Source organism: Enterobacter sp. Acro-832 (genome assembly GCF_011752745.1).
GTDB classification, from domain to species: domain Bacteria; phylum Pseudomonadota; class Gammaproteobacteria; order Enterobacterales; family Enterobacteriaceae; genus Enterobacter; species Enterobacter quasiroggenkampii.
Genome location: NZ_VWWX01000007.1, coordinates 97,904 through 112,792 on the forward strand (window position 1 = coordinate 97,904; position 14,889 = coordinate 112,792).

Annotated in this window: 13 protein-coding genes; 3 read left to right on the forward strand and 10 right to left on the reverse strand. The window is 57.4% G+C overall.

Annotated features, from left to right (window positions below; translation table 11 throughout):
- Positions 1-12 precede the first annotated feature (12 nt).
- Positions 13-282, forward strand: coding sequence for a YdgH/BhsA/McbA-like domain containing protein (locus tag F3J31_RS20075; RefSeq protein ID WP_048226350.1), 270 nt, complete (start codon positions 13-15; stop codon positions 280-282).
- A gap of 33 nt (positions 283-315) precedes the next feature.
- On the opposite strand, the gene feoC is transcribed toward F3J31_RS20075, so the two are convergent.
- The 5 genes from feoC to greB all read right to left on the reverse strand — a co-directional run bounded on the left by feoC (position 316) and on the right by greB (position 6,351).
- Entirely contained in the window at positions 316-552 is a 237-nt protein-coding gene (gene feoC / locus F3J31_RS20080) for a [Fe-S]-dependent transcriptional repressor FeoC (RefSeq protein WP_023309498.1), read from the reverse strand.
- A gap of 10 nt (positions 553-562) precedes the next feature.
- Positions 563-2,881 (reverse strand): Fe(2+) transporter permease subunit FeoB, encoded by a 2,319-nt coding sequence (gene feoB / locus F3J31_RS20085; RefSeq protein ID WP_167214917.1) that lies wholly within the window; start codon positions 2,879-2,881, stop codon positions 563-565.
- Positions 2,882-2,911: 30 nt separating this feature from the next.
- Positions 2,912-3,139, reverse strand: a complete 228-nt coding sequence (feoA, locus tag F3J31_RS20090) for a ferrous iron transporter A (protein ID WP_008503050.1) — start codon at positions 3,137-3,139, stop codon at positions 2,912-2,914.
- A 319-nt stretch (positions 3,140-3,458) separates the two neighbouring features.
- Positions 3,459-5,789: a Tex family protein gene (locus F3J31_RS20095; RefSeq protein WP_025910299.1), complete on the reverse strand. Its 2,331-nt coding sequence runs from the start codon at positions 5,787-5,789 to the stop codon at positions 3,459-3,461.
- A gap of 88 nt (positions 5,790-5,877) precedes the next feature.
- Entirely contained in the window at positions 5,878-6,351 is a 474-nt protein-coding gene (greB, locus tag F3J31_RS20100; RefSeq protein ID WP_008503048.1) for a transcription elongation factor GreB, read from the reverse strand.
- Between the two features lie 228 nt (positions 6,352-6,579).
- Here greB and ompR point away from each other — a divergent pair, with 228 nt between their 5' ends.
- Positions 6,580-7,299 (forward strand): two-component system response regulator OmpR, encoded by a 720-nt coding sequence (ompR, locus tag F3J31_RS20105; protein WP_001157751.1) that lies wholly within the window; start codon positions 6,580-6,582, stop codon positions 7,297-7,299.
- Positions 7,296-8,642, forward strand: a complete 1,347-nt coding sequence (gene envZ, locus F3J31_RS20110) for a two-component system sensor histidine kinase EnvZ (RefSeq protein ID WP_008503047.1) — start codon at positions 7,296-7,298, stop codon at positions 8,640-8,642. Before ompR ends, envZ begins: the two co-directional genes overlap by 4 nt.
- A 66-nt stretch (positions 8,643-8,708) precedes the next feature.
- Here envZ and pckA read toward each other — a convergent pair whose 3' ends face one another.
- The 5 genes from pckA to F3J31_RS20135 all read right to left on the reverse strand — a co-directional run bounded on the left by pckA (position 8,709) and on the right by F3J31_RS20135 (position 14,875).
- On the reverse strand, positions 8,709-10,328 hold the full coding sequence (pckA, locus tag F3J31_RS20115) for a phosphoenolpyruvate carboxykinase (ATP) (protein WP_021242192.1): 1,620 nt from the start codon (positions 10,326-10,328) through the stop codon (positions 8,709-8,711).
- Between the two features lie 360 nt (positions 10,329-10,688).
- Positions 10,689-11,567: an Hsp33 family molecular chaperone HslO gene (gene hslO, locus F3J31_RS20120; RefSeq protein WP_023309492.1), complete on the reverse strand. Its 879-nt coding sequence runs from the start codon at positions 11,565-11,567 to the stop codon at positions 10,689-10,691.
- Positions 11,568-11,591: 24 nt separating this feature from the next.
- Positions 11,592-11,993 (reverse strand): ribosome-associated heat shock protein Hsp15, encoded by a 402-nt coding sequence (gene hslR / locus F3J31_RS20125; RefSeq protein ID WP_063622743.1) that lies wholly within the window; start codon positions 11,991-11,993, stop codon positions 11,592-11,594.
- Complete coding sequence (yrfG, locus tag F3J31_RS20130) at positions 11,990-12,673, reverse strand: GMP/IMP nucleotidase (protein ID WP_048027692.1); 684 nt, start codon at positions 12,671-12,673, stop codon at positions 11,990-11,992. Before yrfG ends, hslR begins: the two co-directional genes overlap by 4 nt.
- Positions 12,674-12,739: 66 nt before the next feature.
- The gene (locus tag F3J31_RS20135; RefSeq protein WP_167214920.1) at positions 12,740-14,875 is read right to left on the reverse strand and encodes an intracellular growth attenuator family protein; all 2,136 of its coding nucleotides are present in this window, start codon (positions 14,873-14,875) and stop codon (positions 12,740-12,742) included.
- Positions 14,876-14,889 lie beyond the last annotated feature (14 nt).

Consider the following 14,889-nt stretch of genomic DNA (forward strand, 5'->3'; position numbering starts at 1 on the left):
GAGAGTCAGGCTATGAAACTTGTTACAGGTATTGTCACTTCTCTGGTTATTGGGTCACTGTCATTTGGCGTCTTTGCGGCAAAAGAGCTGGAAAAAGATAAAGTTGCCGGCATGAATCTGACGAAAATTGGTGAGATTACTACGTCTGACACCACTGCGCCGATGGACGCGAGAAAAGAGCTGTCGAAGAAAGCGGATGAGCTGGGCGGAACGTATTACGTCGTCACCAGCGCTGAAAAGCAGACCAAAAACGTCCGCGCAACGGCGGACGTCTACAAGTAATACGATAAAGCCGGGCAGCGATGCCCGGCTTTATTAACGCAGTGCCCACCATTCCCTGAGGCAGGCCTTTCCTTCCGGGCAGCTTTTACAGCTGCCGGACAGACAACCGTCCGGCTCTTCCTGAATCCGCACCGCTTTCCCCATGGCTTCCAGTCTCTCCAGCATGGCATCGATCATCGGTTGCGGCGTATGCAGGCTGAGGCTCAGCTGTTTCGCCTCCATTCGCCCCTGCAGCGCCAGCAGATCACGAACCTGAATCAACGATGCCATTGTGTGCTCCTTAGTGACAGTCGCCCGCCGGGCTGTTGCAGCAGGTTGCGGCGGTTTTACGGTTTGCCAGCAGTTCGATGTCGACGCGGCTGCGTGCCCGCCGCAGCAGACCGAGAACGACCACGTTGAACAGCACAACCGCAAGAATGCAGACCAGGCTGTAGCGCGGGTGCTGGCTGAAGTTAACGGTTTGATAAAACAGCGTCGCCAGCGAGTAGGCAATGTTTAACCCCCACAGGATGGAGAAACCCATCCAGCCGCGACTGGACTCGCGGGCAATCGCCCCCATCACGGAGATGCACGGAATATAGAGCAGAACGAAGATGAGATAGCTGTAGGCCGCGGACGCGCTGCCAAATTTCTCGCCCATCACGCCCATGGCACCCGTCGCCATTTCGCCGTCGCCTTTGCTGGCCTCAATCGGGTTCGCCAGCACGCTCAGGCTGAAGGTGTCCTTCAGGCTCTGCCAGGTTTCCTCTACGGCACCGAGCAGCTCATCACCGAGATGAAACTCAGCCGGGTTAAATTCCTGCTCCTGAATGTTCTCGGCGGTGTAGAGCGTATTCAGGGTACCGACAACCACCTCTTTTGCCATCGCGCCGGTAAACAGGCCGACGGTTGCCTGCCAGTTATCCTCATGCACGCCAATCGGTTTGAAGACCGGCGTGATGACGCGGCTGACGGAGGCGAGGGCAGAGTCGTTAATGTTATCCGCTGCCTGTCCACTTAGGGTGAAGCTGTTCAGGGCGCTCAGGAAAACGCTGACGATGACAATCACCTTACCGGCGCGCAGGACGAAGCCTTTCAGACGCTGCCAGGTCTGGATCGCCAGGCTTTTCAGATGGGGGACGTGGTACACCGGCAGCTCCATCACGAACGGTGACGCCTCACCGCGCATGATGGTGTGCTTGAGCATTAAACCGGTCAGGATCGCCATCACGATGCCCAGCACATACAGCGAGAAGACCGCCAGCGCGCCCTGCTGGCCAAAGAAGGCTGCGGCAAAGACAGCAAAGATTGCCAGGCGGGCACCGCAGGACATAAACGGCGCCATCATAATGGTCATCAGACGTTCACGCGGTGCATCCAGCGTACGTGCGCCCATCACCGACGGCACGTTACAGCCGAAGCCGACGATCAGCGGGACGAAGGATTTACCCGGCAGGCCCAGCGCCTGCATCAGACGATCCATCACGAACGCCGCGCGCGCCATGTAGCCGGAATCTTCCAGGAACGAGAGGAACAGATACATCATGCCGATCTGCGGCACCAGCGGCAGAACGGTATTGATACCGCCGCCAATCCCCTGCGCGAGGAAGATGGTGAGCCATTCCGGGAAGTGCAGGGTGTAACCCACCCACTGGATCCCGTGGACGAAGACCGCGACGGAACCGGCGTCAAAAATCGGCTGCAGTGCGCCGCCGATGTTAATGGCAAGCAGGAACATCACGTACATCACCAGCAGGAAGATGGGCAAACCGATGAAGCGGTTAAGCACAATCTTATCCACTGCCGCCGTAAAGCGGCTGGGTTCCGCCGTCAGCGCGTTACTGACCACGTCGCAGATCGAGGCGATGGCCTGGTAACGGGCATCGGCGATGTGCAGCGCCGGGTCGTCCAGCTTGTCGCTAAGACGGGCCACCGTCACGTCCAGCTTATCGGCCGCATGCCCGGCGTAAGCGCGGCTGTAGATATCCCCTTCCAGCATCTGCAGGCCAAGCCACAGACGCTGTTTCGCAGGCATAGCGTTATCCATCTCCTGCGCCAGCACGTTGGCTTCACGCAGGAGAGGCTGTGCGTAATGCACCAGCTCAACGTCGCGATTTCCCGCGTGACGGTCAATGGCCAGCTTCAGCGCATCAATACCGCGCGCGCGCGTCGAGACCAGCGGAACGACCGGGCACCCCAGGCGTGCGGAGAGGGCATCGACGTCGATGCGCAGCTTTTGTTTCTCTGCGATATCGAGCATGTTGAGCGCCACGATGCAGGGGATACCCAGCTCCAGCAGCTGCAGCGTCAGATAAAGGTTACGCTCGAGGTTTGAGGCGTCGACCACATTGATCAGCAGATCCGCGTCGCCGCCAAGAATATAGTGACAGGCGATTTGCTCATCGAGCGAGGTTTGTGACGAAATGGTGGTTAAGGAGTAGGTGCCGGGAAGGTCAACCAGCGTCACCTGGTTGTCTGTCGTCGCGAACTGGCCCTCTTTACGTTCAACCGTCACGCCCGCCCAGTTGCCCACGCGCTGGCGAGCCCCGGTCAGCTGGTTAAAAAGCGTGGTCTTGCCGGAATTAGGATTGCCAATTAAGCCAATAGTTAACTTTTTCATTTTTTTAGACTCACTGAAACCGCTGGCTTGTTATCGGGATAAGGCTTCGACTTCTATTAACGCGAGGTCTTTTTTACGCAGGACCAGATTTACGCGTCGGGTTTCGATATGAACCGGATCGCCTAACGGTGCCACGCGTACGACCTGGAATGACGAGCCGGGCAGCATGCCCAGCGACAGCAGCTTCTGCCGATAGGCCGGGCTAATTTCGCGGGTAAAACCGGTAATCTTCCATGCACTGTCTGGAGTGAATTGCATAACGCCTGATTCCACGAAAGGTTAAATTATCTACTATGCGATGATAATGAGAATAGTTTTTATCAGCAATATTAAAACTGTGACGGAATGTTGTTTGCGATATTAATTTACGGCCTTTTTGACCTTGCTCAATATTTGCTGAAATGCCGGGAAAACGAAAAGCGGAGTATTTGTTAACGGGGTGATAATTCGCGGTTTAAATATGGCTACACACTATTTATTTTAATTCCCTGCGGCCTGCTTGCCGGGCGGCACTGCGTTTGCCCGGCCTACAAAACCGTAGGCCCGGTAAGTGCAGCGCCACCGGGCATTTATGACCTTAGCGTTTTTTACCCATCGCGGCCGCCAGCGCATCCATCATCGCGCTGTTGCCTGCAGGCTGGGCATCCCGCCCGCGCGGTTTTGCCGCTTTCGCGGCCGGACGCTGCTGCTCGCGGCCCCCACCGTTGCCGCCGCGGCGCGCGTTGGTGTCACCCGGCTGCTCGTCCAGACGCATGGTCAGCGCGATACGCTTGCGCTGCAGGTCCACTTCCAGCACTTTGACCTTCACGATATCGCCCGCTTTGACCACGGTGTGCGGGTCTTCAACGAACTTGTCGGCAAGGGATGAGATATGGACCAGGCCATCCTGATGCACGCCGATATCCACGAACGCGCCAAAGTTGGTGACGTTAGTCACCGCACCTTCCAGCACCATGCCTGGCAGCAGGTCGTTCATGGTCTCGATACCATCAGCAAAGGTCGCGGTTTTGAACTCAGGACGCGGATCGCGGCCCGGTTTTTCCAGCTCTTTGATAATGTCGGTAACGGTTGGCACACCAAATTTGTCGTCGGTGAAATCAACGGCTTTCAGGTTGCGCAGGGCGCTGCTGTCGCCCATGAGATCTTTCAGCGCCTGCTGAGTAGCGGCCAGGATGCGTTCCACCACCGGATACGCTTCCGGGTGAACTGTGGAGGCATCGAGCGGGTTATCGCCGTGGTTGATGCGCAGGAAGCCCGCGCACTGCTCAAACGCTTTTGGCCCCAGACGGCTTACCTTCAGCAACTGCTGACGGTTCTGGAACTGGCCGTTCTCGTCGCGCCAGGCGACGATGTTCTGCGCCATCATGCGGGTTAAGCCCGCCACGCGGGTCAGCAGAGGAACGGAGGCGGTGTTCAGGTCAACGCCAACGGCGTTTACGCAGTCTTCCACGACCGCATCCAGCTTGCGCGCCAGCTGAGTCTGGCTCACGTCGTGCTGATACTGGCCCACGCCGATCGATTTCGGGTCGATCTTCACCAGTTCCGCCAGCGGATCCTGCAGGCGGCGAGCGATCGAGACCGCGCCGCGCAGGGAAACGTCCAGGTCAGGGAACTCCTGTGCCGCCAGCTCGGACGCGGAGTAGACGGATGCCCCGGCCTCACTGACGATCACTTTCTGTGCCGTCACTTTCGGGAACTGCTTCTGCACGTCGAGATAGAAACGCTCGGTTTCGCGGGACGCCGTACCGTTGCCGATGGCGACCAGCTCGACGTTGTATTTTTCGCACAGCGCCGCCACCACGACGGCCGCTTTCGCTGCCTGGCCGGTGTGCGGATAGATGGTGTCGGTGGCGACCAGCTTGCCGGTGCCGTCAACGACAGCGACTTTTACACCGGTACGCAGACCCGGATCGAGACCCATGGTCGCGCGCAGGCCAGCAGGGGCGGCCATCAGCAGGTCGTGCAGGTTGCGGGCGAAGACGTTAATCGCTTCATCTTCAGCACGTTCGCGCACGGTGCCCATCAGCTCGGTTTCGAGGTGCATCAGCACCTTGATGCGCCAGGTCCAGCTCACCACGCCTTTACGCCAGCTATCAGCCGGGGCGTTGTTCAGGCGCAGGCCGAGATGGTCGATGATGATCTGCTCGCAGTGGCTCTCTTTCGGCGGCTCGTCAAACTGCGGGTCGGCGTTCAGGGAGAGTTGCAGCACGCCTTCGTTGCGGCCGCGGAACATTGCCAGCGCACGGTGGGAAGGGGTGGTGGAAATCGGTTCGTGGTGATCGAAGTAGTCGCGGAATTTCGCGCCTTCTTCCTCTTTACCCGCGACGACGGTAGAGACGATGTGGGCGTTCTTCCACAGGTAATCACGCACTTTGGCGAGCAGGGCGGCGTCTTCGGCGAAGCGCTCCATCAGAATATAGCGCGCGCCGTCGAGGGCGGCCTTGGTGTCCGCTACGCCTTTGTCGGCGTCGATGAATTTCGCCGCTTCGGTATCCGGATCGTGGGACGGTTCGTTCCACAGCAGGTCGGCCAGCGGCTCAAGACCCGCTTCAATCGCGATCTGTCCGCGCGTGCGGCGCTTCGGCTTGTACGGCAGATAGAGGTCTTCGAGTTCGGTTTTGCTCAGGGTGCCATTGATGGCGCTTTCCAGTTCGCTGGTCAGCTTGCCCTGTTCGCCGATGGATTTGAGGATCGCCTGACGACGTTCTTCCAGTTCGCGCAGATAACCGAGACGGGTTTCCAGGTTACGCAGCTGCGTGTCATCCAGACCGCCGGTGACTTCCTTACGATAGCGTGCAATAAACGGCACGGTGTTCCCTTCATCAAGCAGGCGAACGGCAGCTTCTACCTGTTCGGCTCTGGCCTGAAGTTCACCCGCAATAATGCGGCAGAGCGAATCTTTCATCATGGCTTTATCATCTGTTGAGTCGAAAAAATCAGGGGATAGTTATACGGGCTGACACGGCAAAATGCCAGCCGGGGAGGGCGCTCTCGGACTATTTTACGTAGACGATCTCATTAACGTACCAGCTGGCTTCACCGGCTGGGGTCTGCACGACGGCCAGATCGCCCACTTCCTTTTTCAGCAGCGCGCGGGCCATCGGCGAGTCGATGGAGATGTAATCCTTACGACCAAAAATTTCATCGTAGCCGACAATGCGAAAGCGCAGGGTGTCACCGTCGTCGTTTTCAATCTCCACCCACGCGCCGAAGAACACTTTGCCCTCCTGCTGCGGGGAGTAATCGACAATTTTTAGATTTTCGAGGCATTTCGTCAGATAGCGTACCCGGCGGTCAATTTCGCGCAGCCGCTTCTTGTTGTATTGGTAGTCAGCGTTTTCGCTGCGATCGCCCAGGCTCGCGGCCCAGGTCACCTTTTTGGTTACCTCAGGACGCTCTTCGCGCCAGAGGAAATCCATCTCTTTTTTGAGTTTCTCGTACCCTTCGCGGGTGATCAGGGGCGTTTTCATGGTGCTGCCTTTGCTGCCGGTTCTCTGTTTTGCGCACAATACGTACCACACAGTGTAACAGACAGGATTAATAATGATTTATGTGATGAAATGAACAGATAAGCTGCTGTTAAATATGCTTTGTAACAATTTCGACTAGAATTTATACCAGAATTAACTGGTCGAATACGTGCACTTTTTTAGAATACGCTGTTACAAAGACTATCCGAACCTTTGGGAGTACACACAATGCAAGAAAACTACAAAATTCTGGTCGTGGATGACGACATGCGCCTGCGTGCGCTGCTGGAACGTTATCTGACCGAGCAGGGCTTCCAGGTTCGTAGCGTCGCGAACGCTGAGCAGATGGACCGTCTGCTGACCCGTGAATCTTTCCATCTGATGGTTCTCGACCTGATGCTGCCTGGCGAAGATGGGCTTTCTATCTGCCGCCGCCTGCGCAGCCAGAGCAACCCGATGCCGATCATCATGGTGACGGCGAAGGGCGAAGAAGTTGACCGTATCGTGGGCCTCGAAATCGGCGCCGACGACTATATTCCAAAACCGTTTAACCCGCGTGAACTGCTGGCGCGCATTCGCGCCGTGCTGCGTCGTCAGGCGAACGAACTGCCGGGCGCGCCGTCGCAGGAAGAAGCCGTTATTGCCTTCGGCAAGTTCAAGCTGAACCTCGGCACGCGCGAAATGTTCCGTGAAGACGAGCCAATGCCGCTCACCAGCGGCGAGTTTGCGGTCCTGAAAGCGCTGGTCAGCCATCCGCGTGAACCGCTTTCTCGTGACAAGCTGATGAACCTGGCGCGCGGTCGCGAATACTCCGCTATGGAACGCTCTATCGACGTGCAGATCTCCCGCCTGCGCCGCATGGTGGAAGAAGATCCGGCGCATCCTCGTTATATTCAGACCGTATGGGGTCTGGGCTACGTGTTCGTCCCGGACGGCTCTAAAGCATGAGGCGAATGCGCTTCTCGCCGCGAAGCTCGTTTGCCCGCACCCTGTTACTGATCGTCACCCTGCTGTTCGTCAGCCTGGTGACGACCTACCTGGTGGTGTTGAACTTTGCGATCCTGCCGAGCCTCCAGCAGTTCAATAAGGTCCTGGCCTACGAAGTGCGTATGCTGATGACCGATAAGCTGCAGCTGGAGGACGGCACGCAGCTCGTCGTTCCCCCGGCGTTTCGTCGTGAAATCTACCGTGAACTGGGTATCTCGCTCTACTCGAATGAAGCGGCGGAAGACGCGGGCCTGCGCTGGGCGCAGCACTATGAATTCCTCAGCCAGCAGATGGCGCAACAGCTGGGTGGCCCGACGGAAGTGCGCGTTGAGGTCAACAAAAGCTCGCCCGTCGTCTGGCTGAAAACCTGGCTGTCACCCAACATCTGGGTGCGCGTCCCGCTGACCGAAATCCATCAGGGCGATTTCTCGCCGCTGTTCCGCTATACCCTGGCGATCATGCTGCTGGCGATAGGCGGGGCCTGGCTGTTTATCCGTATACAGAACCGACCGCTGGTCGACCTGGAGCACGCTGCGCTGCAGGTCGGTAAAGGCATTATTCCTCCTCCGCTGCGCGAGTATGGCGCCTCGGAAGTCCGCTCGGTGACGCGTGCGTTTAACCATATGGCGGCAGGCGTGAAGCAGCTGGCGGATGACCGTACGCTGCTGATGGCGGGCGTGAGCCATGACCTGCGCACCCCCCTGACGCGTATCCGTCTGGCGACGGAGATGATGGGAGAAGAGGACGGTTATCTTGCCGAGTCCATCAACAAGGATATCGAAGAGTGCAACGCCATCATCGAGCAGTTCATCGACTACCTGCGCACCGGGCAGGAGATGCCGATGGAGATGGCGGATCTGAACGCGGTGCTGGGCGAAGTGGTGGCGGCGGAAAGCGGCTACGAGCGTGAAATTGATACCGACCTTCAGGCGGGCGAGATCCAGGTACGCATGCACCCGCTCTCCATTAAGCGCGCGGTGGCCAACATGGTGGTTAACGCGGCGCGCTACGGCAACGGCTGGATTAAGGTCAGCAGCGGCTCTGAGCTCAACCGCGCCTGGTTCCAGGTGGAAGACGACGGTCCGGGCATCAAGCCCGAGCAGCGTAAGCATCTGTTCCAGCCGTTTGTGCGCGGCGACAGCGCGCGCAGCACCAGCGGTACGGGCTTAGGCCTGGCGATTGTGCAGCGTATTGTGGATAACCATAACGGGTTGCTGGAGATTGGTACCAGCGAGCGGGGTGGGTTGAGCATTCGCGCCTGGTTGCCGGTTCCGGTGACGCGGGGGCAGGTGAAAGAGAGTTGAAAAAAGGGTGGCACGAGCCACCCTTTTTTACAGGTCGGGTAAGGCGAAGCCGCCACCCGACATGGACTACAGTTTTGGACCCGCACTCACCAGCGCAGCACCCGCCGGGGTATCGGTGTACTTCTCGAAGTTCTCGATAAACAGCTTCGCCAGCGATTCCGCTTTCTCACGCCACTGCTCCGGCGAACCGTACGTATTGCGCGGGTCGAGGATATGCGTATCCACACCCGGCAGCGATGTTGGGATCGCCAGGTCAAACATCGGCAGCGTGAAGGTTTCGGCGTCGTCCAGAGAACCATCCAGAATGGCGTCGATAATGGCGCGGGTATCTTTGATGGAGATACGTTTGCCGGTGCCGTTCCAGCCGGTGTTCACCAGGTATGCCTGCGCGCCGGATGCCTGCATGCGTTTCACCAGCACTTCAGCATACTGCGTCGGGTGCAGCGACAGGAAGGCTGCGCCGAAGCAGGCGGAGAAGGTTGGGGTTGGCTCCGTTACACCGCGCTCGGTACCCGCCAGCTTGGCGGTGAAACCGGAGAGGAAGTGGTACTGCGTCTGGCTGGCCGTCAGGCGAGACACCGGAGGCAGTACGCCGAACGCATCCGCCGTCAGGAAAATAACCTTCGTGGCATGACCCGCTTTAGACACCGGCTTCACGATATTGTCGATGTGGTAGATCGGATAAGAGACGCGGGTGTTTTCCGTTTTCGACGCATCGTCGAAGTCAATGGAGCCGTCGGCACGCACGGTGACGTTTTCCAGCAGCGCATCGCGACGGATCGCGTGGAAGATATCCGGCTCGGCCTCTTCAGACAGGCGAATGGTCTTCGCGTAGCAGCCGCCTTCAAAGTTGAATACGCCGTCGTCATCCCAGCCGTGTTCGTCATCACCAATCAGACGACGTTTTGGATCGGTAGACAGGGTGGTTTTCCCGGTGCCGGAAAGGCCGAAGAAGACCGCCACGTCGCCTTTTTCACCGACGTTAGCCGAGCAGTGCATAGAGGCGATGCCCCGCAGCGGCAGCAGGTAGTTCATGACCGAGAACATCCCTTTCTTCATTTCGCCGCCGTACCAGGTACCGCCGATCAGCTGGATACGCTCGGTCAGGTTGAAGGCAACAAAGTTTTCGGAGTTCAGACCCTGCTCTTTCCACTGTGGGTTGGTGCATTTCGCGCCGTTCATCACGATGAAATCAGGGGTGAAGTCCTGCAGCTCTTCGTCTGTTGGACGAATGAACATGTTTTTCACGAAATGCGCCTGCCAGGCCACTTCGGTGATAAAACGTACGGAGAGACGGGTATCGGCGTTAGCGCCGCAGAAAGCGTCGACAATAAACAAACGCTTGCCGGAAAGTTGATGGGTGACGAGCCCTTTCAGGTGCTGCCAGGTTTCCGGAGAGAGCGGTTTGTTGTCGTTCTTCCCTTTGCCCTTGTCAGCCCACCACAGCGTATCGCGGGTGGTTTCGTCTCGGACGATATACTTATCTTTCGGCGAACGACCGGTAAAGATACCGGTATCGACGGCGATAGCACCAAGATTCGTCAACACACCGCGCTCGTATCCTTCCAGTGCTGGATTGAGCTCTTCCTGATACAGCGTATCGTAGTCGGGGTTGTAGACGACTTCCTGGACGTCGTGAATACCATAAGCCTTGAGATCTTGCGGGGTTAAACCAGTAACACGCATATCACTGCTCCTTAGCCAATATGTACTGCCTGAAATTGTAGGGTTTTTCTGAGGTTGTTTACCGCGACGGGGCTCATAGATTCACGCATCTGGACAAAACCCTTACTAACGGAAAACGCTGCGACTCCAGTCACAGCGCAGGCGGATTATCGCAGGAATCGCTTTTTGGTTGGGGAAAATGTTCCGAAAAGGTTAAAGGCTGGTGATTTTATCGGAAAGAATGTGAATGTAATCGCATACACGTAAGAAAATTACGTAAGAGTTACATTGGGAAAACGATTCAGCTTGGGTGGAGTTTTTTGCCCCTCAGCCCAGCCCTCTCCCCTTTGGGGAGAAGGTTAAGGTGAGGGGAAGAGAGGTTTAGTGAACCTGCGGATCCGCCGGGGAGGCGTTATTGCGGATCTCAGCGATATCCATCGAATTGAACACATAGTGCGTACCGCAGTAGTCACAGTGCATATCAATCTCGCCGTCTTCCGCCATGATGCTGTCGATCTCTTCATCCGGCAGGGTTTTCAGTGCGCCAGCGCAGCGCTCGCGGGAGCAGGTGCACTTAAACTCTACAGACTGCGGGTCGTAGACGGTCACTTCTTCTTCGTGGTACAGACGCCACAGCACGTCGGTCGCCGACAGGTTGAACAGTTCTTCCGCTTTGATGGTTTCGGTCAGCGTCGCCAGGTGCTCAAAATCATTGGTCTGCGCGTCCTGCGCAGGCAGAACCTGAAGCAGCATCCCGCCCGCAGCAGGCTGGCCGTCCACTTCACCGGTGCGGATGAACAGGCGCGTTGGCAACTGTTCAGAACGCATGAAGTAATCTTCCAGGCAGGCTGCGAGGGTATCGCCTTCCAGACCCACCACGCCCTGATAGCGCTCACCTTCCTCTGGGGAGATGGTGATCACCAGGTAGCCATTACCCACCAGCGTTTTGAGGTCAGCATTCTCAGGCACGTCGCCCTGAACGCGCGCCACGCCGCGCATCTGCTGCTGGTTATTGCCGTTGATGACCGCCAGCGTCATCGGGCCGTCACCCTGCAGCTGCACGGTGATATCACCGGCAAATTTCAGCGTCGCCGTCAGCAGGCTGGTGGCAACCAGCAGTTCGCCCAACAGGGTCTTCACCGGCAGCGGGTAGTTGTGGTTTTCCAGAATCTGTTTCCAGGTTTCGGATACGGTGACCAGCTCGCCGCGCACGGCGAATTGTTCAAACAGATAGCGGTGTAATTGGTCGTGTTGGGCCATAATAGTCTCTCGTGCAGGTGAGGGTTACTCGGTCTCACCGTGTTTAAATTTCATCAGATCGCGGCGCTCTTTTTTGTCCGGTCGCCGGTCCGGGTGGGGCATGGTCAGCGCATTCATTTTGCGCGCCAGCGCGGTCTTCTCGCGCTTTTCTATGCTTTCCGCCGTCTCTTCATAAAGCAGTACGGCTTCGGCTGCCGGCCGTCGTTGTTCGGTAATGGCTTTAATCACTACCGTACGTTCATCGTTGCCCTGACGCAGCGTTAAGGTGGCATTCAGCTCAACCAGCTTGCTTGGTTTGCTGCGCTGGCCGTTGTAATGCACTTTTCCGCCGTCAATCATCTCGCGGGCAAGGGCGCGCGTCTTATAAAAACGCGCCGCCCACAGCCATTTATCCAGTCTTACCCCGTCAGAGGGTTTTTCTTTCATGGCCTCTCCTTCACGGTCAGTGAGGGGATCATCTGGCGATAGTCGTTCAGTCCCGGATGGCGCAGATAGCTTTTTTCAGCCAGGCCAGAGTCAGGATTGGTGACGCCCAGACAATAGCGAATGCCAAACTTAGCCGCGGAATCCAGAATGGGTTCGCTGTCATCAATGAACAGCGTGCGTTCCGGCTGCAAACCCGTCTCTTCCTTCACCGCATGCCACAACCGCTGATCCTCTTTCGGATAACCAAATGTGTGGGTGGAAAGTAATAAATCAAGGTGTGATGCCAGACCCGTATGCTCCAGCTTCACGGCCAGGTTATGGGGATGCGCGTTGGTCAGCAAAATGCGGCGCTTGCCGCTTGCTTTCAGCGCGTCCAGGAACGGAACCGTATCCTCGCGCAGCACGGCGCGTGGACCCTGGGCGGTGGTCATGGCACAAATATCCAGACCGAGGCGCTCGCTCCAGTAGTCAAGACAGTACCAGTTTAGCGTATGTTGCACGGCACTATATTGCGAACGAATGAATGCCTGCGCTTCTGCCGGGGAGATCCCCTGCTGCTCGCCATAGGTTTCTGGAACCAGCGTTTGCCAGAAATAGTTATCAAAGGCGAGATCGAGCAGCGTGCCGTCCATATCCAGCAGAACGGTATCAACCTCCTGCCAGGCGATATCAAGATGCATAAGGGGAACTCCAGCCAGAAGAAACGTGCGCGACAGGGTAGCACATCTTGTCGCGCAACGAGGTTATCAGATCAGGCTCTCAGAGGAGGGGATCAGCTTAGGATTGAGGCAGTTTTCGTAATATTGCTGGATCTCGGCAAGCCGGGTGCGCGAGCGCTGGTAGCGGCGCAGTGCCATAAAGCCGTTCCAGAAAATGGCGATCAGCATTGCGGTCATCAGCAGAGAGGTGCCGATGTAACGCCATAGCCCTGCGCTATCCGGCATCCGGTGCAGGCCGATATGGCGAGTGCCGTTGGCGTCGGTGTAAAGGCTTGTGACGATCCCTTCGGCACTGAACGGCGTTTGCATCAGCATCTGCGCCAGGCGCTGGAATTGGCTCCACTGCTCCTGCGCCGGGTAGTCGTAAAGCGCAACCTGCGGGTAAGGCTGATCGACCAGGTCGCTGCCCTCATCGCTGACAATCACAAACCCGCCCGGTGCCGGGCTGTTCAGCGCCTGAGCCGCTCGGGTGGTCTCACGCATCATGAACGGCGACGTGGAGGTGGCGACCAGGTTATCCAGCGATTCAGCGCTCACCGGACGCAGCAGCACGTTGACGCCATCCAGCCGTCCCGCTTCGGCGCGTTTCACCAGCGAGTCCCAGTCTTTACTGTTCCCCAGGTTTACCAGGGCATTTTTAAGACGTATGCACTCATCCTGCGAAGAACAGAGATCCTGCGTTTTCAGAACGATGTCACCAAAATCATCCAGCAGAACCATGCCTGACTTTTGAATGGCCGAGCGCAGCGCGGGGCTGACGCGCGAATCATCGTCCGGTTTCGGGTGCAGCTGGCGGTTAACCGTCTGGGTAAGGGCCGTGGCTTTATTCACCACTTCGGATTCCGGCAGCGGCAGCGGCGGTGCGTCGTTCCAGATAATTTGCGAGCAATCGAATGGCATGAACGGTGAGTTCTGGCGCGTGTTCCACACCCCCGGCGTGTGAATATTACACATCCCGGTTCCCTTCAGGCGCAGCGTGTCCCCCACGCGGACACCGGCTTCATCCAGCTTGTTGACGCTGGTCGCTTCAATGGTTTGCGCCCCTTTGATCCACGACAGGGTGAATTTGATGGGCATATCCAGCGGCACAAAGAGCAGCAGCATGACTAAGACCAGCGCCGCGCCTCCGGCAATGACCGTGCTGCGAAGCCAGTGCTGAAGCGGGAAATTTTTCACTTCATCATGCAGGGATAAGAAGCGCCCCTGACGCACAACGTGGCGGTCAAGGTAGATATCAATATCGGTTTTCTGGCCCAGATCCTGCGCAATCCACGGTTGCCAGTGGCGCGGGTAGATCAGGTCAATAATTCCGAGCGAAATATTGTTGAGGTGTTCCTGATCGTTTTCACCGAACAGACCCCAGCGCTTTGGCGTACCACGCAGGCAGTGGATCTCGCGCAACGAGGTTTTGGCCGGTGGAGCAAAGAGCCCCCACAGTCCGCCCGCCAGCAGCAACACCGCCCCGCCCGCCAGCCAGGGGACAAACACATCCGGCGTCAGCAGGCAGATAAAAAAGAGCAGGAAAGCGGCGACGATCAGCAGAGCTTCACGAATGCCGTCCGGGCGGCTCAGGGCGTATTCTTCATGGGTTTCCTGGCGAATGTTCAGCAGTTCAATCTGCTCTGTCTCTTCGCCACGAATGGAGGCCTGCGTTGAACTGGCGCGTTCCAGCGCAAAACGTGGGGCTTCCTGAAGATATTCATTCAGCGTGTGGCCGTTAAGCGAGATAACCAGAGGCAATGAATCGGTGTGAATCAGCTCAACGCTGTTTTCGTCATTAATGTATTGCTCCCATGACGGAGGCAGATGCACTTCGACGGAATCCAGGTAATAGCGCCATTTGTTGGGGTCATCAGTGGTAATGCCGTAGCGCGTGATGGAACGCGTCACGCAGAGCACGGTGTCACTTTGCGCATTAAGCTTTAGCGCGACGGGCGCAGTGGTAGCTCCCGTTGGCCCAGGCGTGAGCTGAGAACGGTTCAGGATTTCGAGATAGTTTTCAACTGCATCGCGCTCTTCTTGCGTGAGTTTACGCGTGGTCGCGCCCGCAAATGCATTTAAAAAGGGCAGACGATAACGTCGCTGTACGCGACGCCTGTACAACCACCCTGCAACCAATGCGCCGGCCAGCATAGCAGCGAGAACAATCAAAATGGTGCTCATGCTTTCCCCATCTT

Coding starts and splice junctions, on each gene's coding strand:
- F3J31_RS20075 (WP_048226350.1), top strand. CDS start 13: ATGAAACTTGTTACAGGTATTGTCACTTCTCTGGTTATTGGGTCACTG.
- feoC (WP_023309498.1), bottom strand. CDS start 552: ATGGCATCGTTGATTCAGGTTCGTGATCTGCTGGCGCTGCAGGGGCGA.
- feoB (WP_167214917.1), bottom strand. CDS start 2,881: ATGAAAAAGTTAACTATTGGCTTAATTGGCAATCCTAATTCCGGCAAG.
- feoA (WP_008503050.1), bottom strand. CDS start 3,139: ATGCAATTCACTCCAGACAGTGCATGGAAGATTACCGGTTTTACCCGC.
- F3J31_RS20095 (WP_025910299.1), bottom strand. CDS start 5,789: ATGATGAAAGATTCGCTCTGCCGCATTATTGCGGGTGAACTTCAGGCC.
- greB (WP_008503048.1), bottom strand. CDS start 6,351: ATGAAAACGCCCCTGATCACCCGCGAAGGGTACGAGAAACTCAAAAAA.
- ompR (WP_001157751.1), top strand. CDS start 6,580: ATGCAAGAAAACTACAAAATTCTGGTCGTGGATGACGACATGCGCCTG.
- envZ (WP_008503047.1), top strand. CDS start 7,296: ATGAGGCGAATGCGCTTCTCGCCGCGAAGCTCGTTTGCCCGCACCCTG.
- pckA (WP_021242192.1), bottom strand. CDS start 10,328: ATGCGTGTTACTGGTTTAACCCCGCAAGATCTCAAGGCTTATGGTATT.
- hslO (WP_023309492.1), bottom strand. CDS start 11,567: ATGGCCCAACACGACCAATTACACCGCTATCTGTTTGAACAATTCGCC.
- hslR (WP_063622743.1), bottom strand. CDS start 11,993: ATGAAAGAAAAACCCTCTGACGGGGTAAGACTGGATAAATGGCTGTGG.
- yrfG (WP_048027692.1), bottom strand. CDS start 12,673: ATGCATCTTGATATCGCCTGGCAGGAGGTTGATACCGTTCTGCTGGAT.
- F3J31_RS20135 (WP_167214920.1), bottom strand. CDS start 14,875: ATGAGCACCATTTTGATTGTTCTCGCTGCTATGCTGGCCGGCGCATTG.